Annotated in this window: 4 protein-coding genes; all 4 read right to left on the reverse strand. The window is 54.4% G+C overall.

Annotation, left to right across the window (positions count from 1 at the left end; all coding sequences use genetic code 11):
• Window positions 1-878: hypothetical protein (locus HNR46_RS20370; protein WP_184022525.1), on the reverse strand; the 878-nt coding region annotated here is incomplete at its 3' end.
• The gene (locus tag HNR46_RS20375; RefSeq protein WP_184022527.1) at window positions 875-1,483 is read right to left on the reverse strand and encodes a hypothetical protein; all 609 of its coding nucleotides are present in this window, start codon (window positions 1,481-1,483) and stop codon (window positions 875-877) included. The genes HNR46_RS20375 and HNR46_RS20370, both read right to left, overlap by 4 nt.
• A gap of 5 nt (window positions 1,484-1,488) precedes the next feature.
• Window positions 1,489-2,406, reverse strand: a complete 918-nt coding sequence (locus HNR46_RS20380; protein ID WP_184022529.1) for a hypothetical protein — start codon at window positions 2,404-2,406, stop codon at window positions 1,489-1,491.
• The coding region (locus HNR46_RS20385) for a hypothetical protein (protein WP_184022531.1) at window positions 2,403-2,677 on the reverse strand (275 nt) is incomplete at its 5' end. The genes HNR46_RS20380 and HNR46_RS20385, both read right to left, overlap by 4 nt.

The raw sequence follows: 2,677 nt of genomic DNA on the forward strand, positions 1-2,677 counted from the left end.
GGCGGGCCATACATCGGTTCGTCGCAGATCGTGCCGGAGCCGGGCGGCCATTCGCAGTCCTCGTGGAAGAAGAGCTTCCAGAGGCGTTGCTGCATTCGGCCTTGCTCGCCGTCAGGGCGCGTGAACGGTTCCGGCCAGCACTTGAGGTAGAGGTAGTGCGGGGTGTCGCGCTTCTCGATAAAGAAGTCAGCCGCCAACGCCTCCTCCTTCGTGCATTTGGCATACTGCCAGAAGTGCGGCCCGAGCCACATCTCGGCCGTGGGATAGAAGTTAATCGTTGGGATTAGCTCTTTTGGCCGTCCAGGATTAAGAGAAGTATCAACCAGTATTCTCCCGTTGCCGATGCCATCGATACTCGGTTCGTGCCAGCGCCTAAATCCGGGGGGTATTTCTCCAAAACTTCTTTCGTATCCTAAATCTACGCGAAAGTTCCACTGCCAGCTCTGATAGGGCATTTGCCACTGCCATGCTCCAATTATCGGAGTCAAGACAGCTATCGCCTGAACCAGTTGTGACCAGTCATTCGGTGCCTTAACGTCCTTGTCGATTTGGCAGCGCAGCTCGCTCTGCCGGCCAAGCCCCTTCGCATTTAGCAAAGAAAACCAGATCATCTTGGGATGGCGCCCAGCATTGACACTAAAGCCCACCAGCTTCTTGCTTGCGAGGAACGAGCTTATCGCGTCAGGAGTAAGCCTAAGGCGTTCTTCGCCAAGAATATCCTCTCCATGTCTTGCGAGCGGCGACAACTCAAACATCTTTGGCAGAGAACGCTCTCTTTCCAAAAACCCGGTTAGCACCTGCCAGATATCCAAAACAGGCTCTGGGATATCCGGAAAACCGACGGAAAAGAAGACCCAATTTAGATCGACATTACTCATGGGGCTAATTCAAATGTTTCAATCGCAAGCTCGAAGCGACTAGCAGCGCTAGTCGTTTGGATATGGCTGATGAGTGCTGATTCCAACTGTGCGCTGCTCGTTCCTGGTTTTGTCAAAATGTGTAACTTTAGCGGCTTGTCTGCGGGAGAGTGTGTAATCAGATCATTAACGGCTTTCCGCATTGCTCCGGCTGCTCCGTCAGGATTCTTTAGAGTTTTGATCTGCACCCACTTCGGCCCAGTGAAGTCATAGCCCGTTGCAGTGGGCGCATGCGAGTATCCCGCCGCTTTGTATTGCTTCTTAAAGATGCTGAGTTCACCCAGGATGCCCCGCACCCAATAATTGTGTGGGATCGCCGGTTCGTTATCGACGATGGCCGGGACGTCGATCTCCCACAGCTTCCCGGCGTTCGGGTCGCTGAGGAATTTCTTCAAGGTGGCCTTGGCGTTGGGCGACATCGGCTCAAGGTCACCGCCAACCTTCACGGTGATGTCGTCGGCGTGCTTCATCAGGCTCGGGTTGCCCTCGAAAGCCTTGAAGAACGCTTCAAAGAAGTCGTCCACCGTCCCGTCCGCCTTCGGAACGAGGATCACCTCGTCGGCCACCCCAATCATGTGCTCTTGTTCTGTTTGTAACCGGGCATGAGTTCCGGCGGGCCATACATCGGTTCGTCGCAGATCGTGCCGGAGCCGGGCGGCCATTCGCAGTCCTCGTGGAAGAAGAGCTTCCAGAGGCGTTGCTGCATTCGGCCTTGCTCGCCGTCAGGGCGCGTGAACGGTTCCGGCCAGCACTTGAGGTAGAGGTAGTGCGGGGTGTCGCGCTTCTCGATAAAGAAGTCCGCCGCCAACGCCTCCTCCTTCGTGCACTTCGCATACTGCCAGAAGTGCGGACCGAGCCACATCTCGGCCGTTGGATAAAATGTCGCTCCCCCATCCAGCTCCTTTGACCGGCCAGGATTCTTCGAAATATCAATTCTCACCTTATCCTCGCCCATCAGGTGGGACTTCGGCTCAGTCCACGTTACGGAATCAGGCGGGACATCTCCCCACAGACGATGGTAGCGGTCGTCAAGAAGGGAATCTGCCTGCCAATACGCGTAGCGTCTGCGCCATTGCCAAGCACCGATAGTTTCAAACTCGACCATGACCCGTTCAATTAACGGAGACCAGTCATCCGGAGCTTTCGCTTTTGCTCCGACAGTGCAGCTAAGTTTTATAGGACTGTTTGAAGGGGAACGAGGAATCCAAAAGTCCAATTCACTGCTGCGGCTGCCGCTCCCGGAACACACCATGAACCCTTTCAGATTTCTTGCTTCGATGAGTGATTCAACCTCATCACAATTCAGCCGCAAGTAAGTTTCAGATTGAACATCAGAATTGTGCCCCCACATTTGGCTCACTTCGAAAGTCTTCGGAAGCAGTTTTTGTTCACGAAGAACGGACGCCATAAGCCGCCAAATCGTGGCCACCGAATCAGAAAGGCGGAGGAATCCGATAGAGAAATGTAGGCGATCTGAAAAAAGAATCATGGCGTTAAATCAAACGGGTCAATCTTTAACTGGACCGCCCCTTTGATCGGTCCGTTCGGGTCGGCGATGTATGCTTCCAATGCCGCTTTGAGTTGATCACTGGAACTGCCTGGCTTCTTCAAAATATGCAGAGTTCGCCCATTTGGTGGAGGCGGCAAATCCGCTAATGCCCGCAGCGCCTTCGTCATGGCGCCATAGGCTCCGTCGGGATTCTTGAGCGTCTTGATCTGGACGTATTCCGCCGCGGACTTGAAGTCGACTGCTGGCGCGT

It is taken from the genome of Haloferula luteola (assembly GCF_014201715.1).
GTDB classification, from domain to species: Bacteria; Verrucomicrobiota; Verrucomicrobiia; order Verrucomicrobiales; family Akkermansiaceae; genus Haloferula; species Haloferula luteola.

Excerpts from the sequence above, each read along its gene's own strand:
- HNR46_RS20380 (WP_184022529.1), bottom strand. The coding sequence starts at position 2,406 with ATGATTCTTTTTTCAGATCGCCTACATTTCTCTATCGGATTCCTCCGC.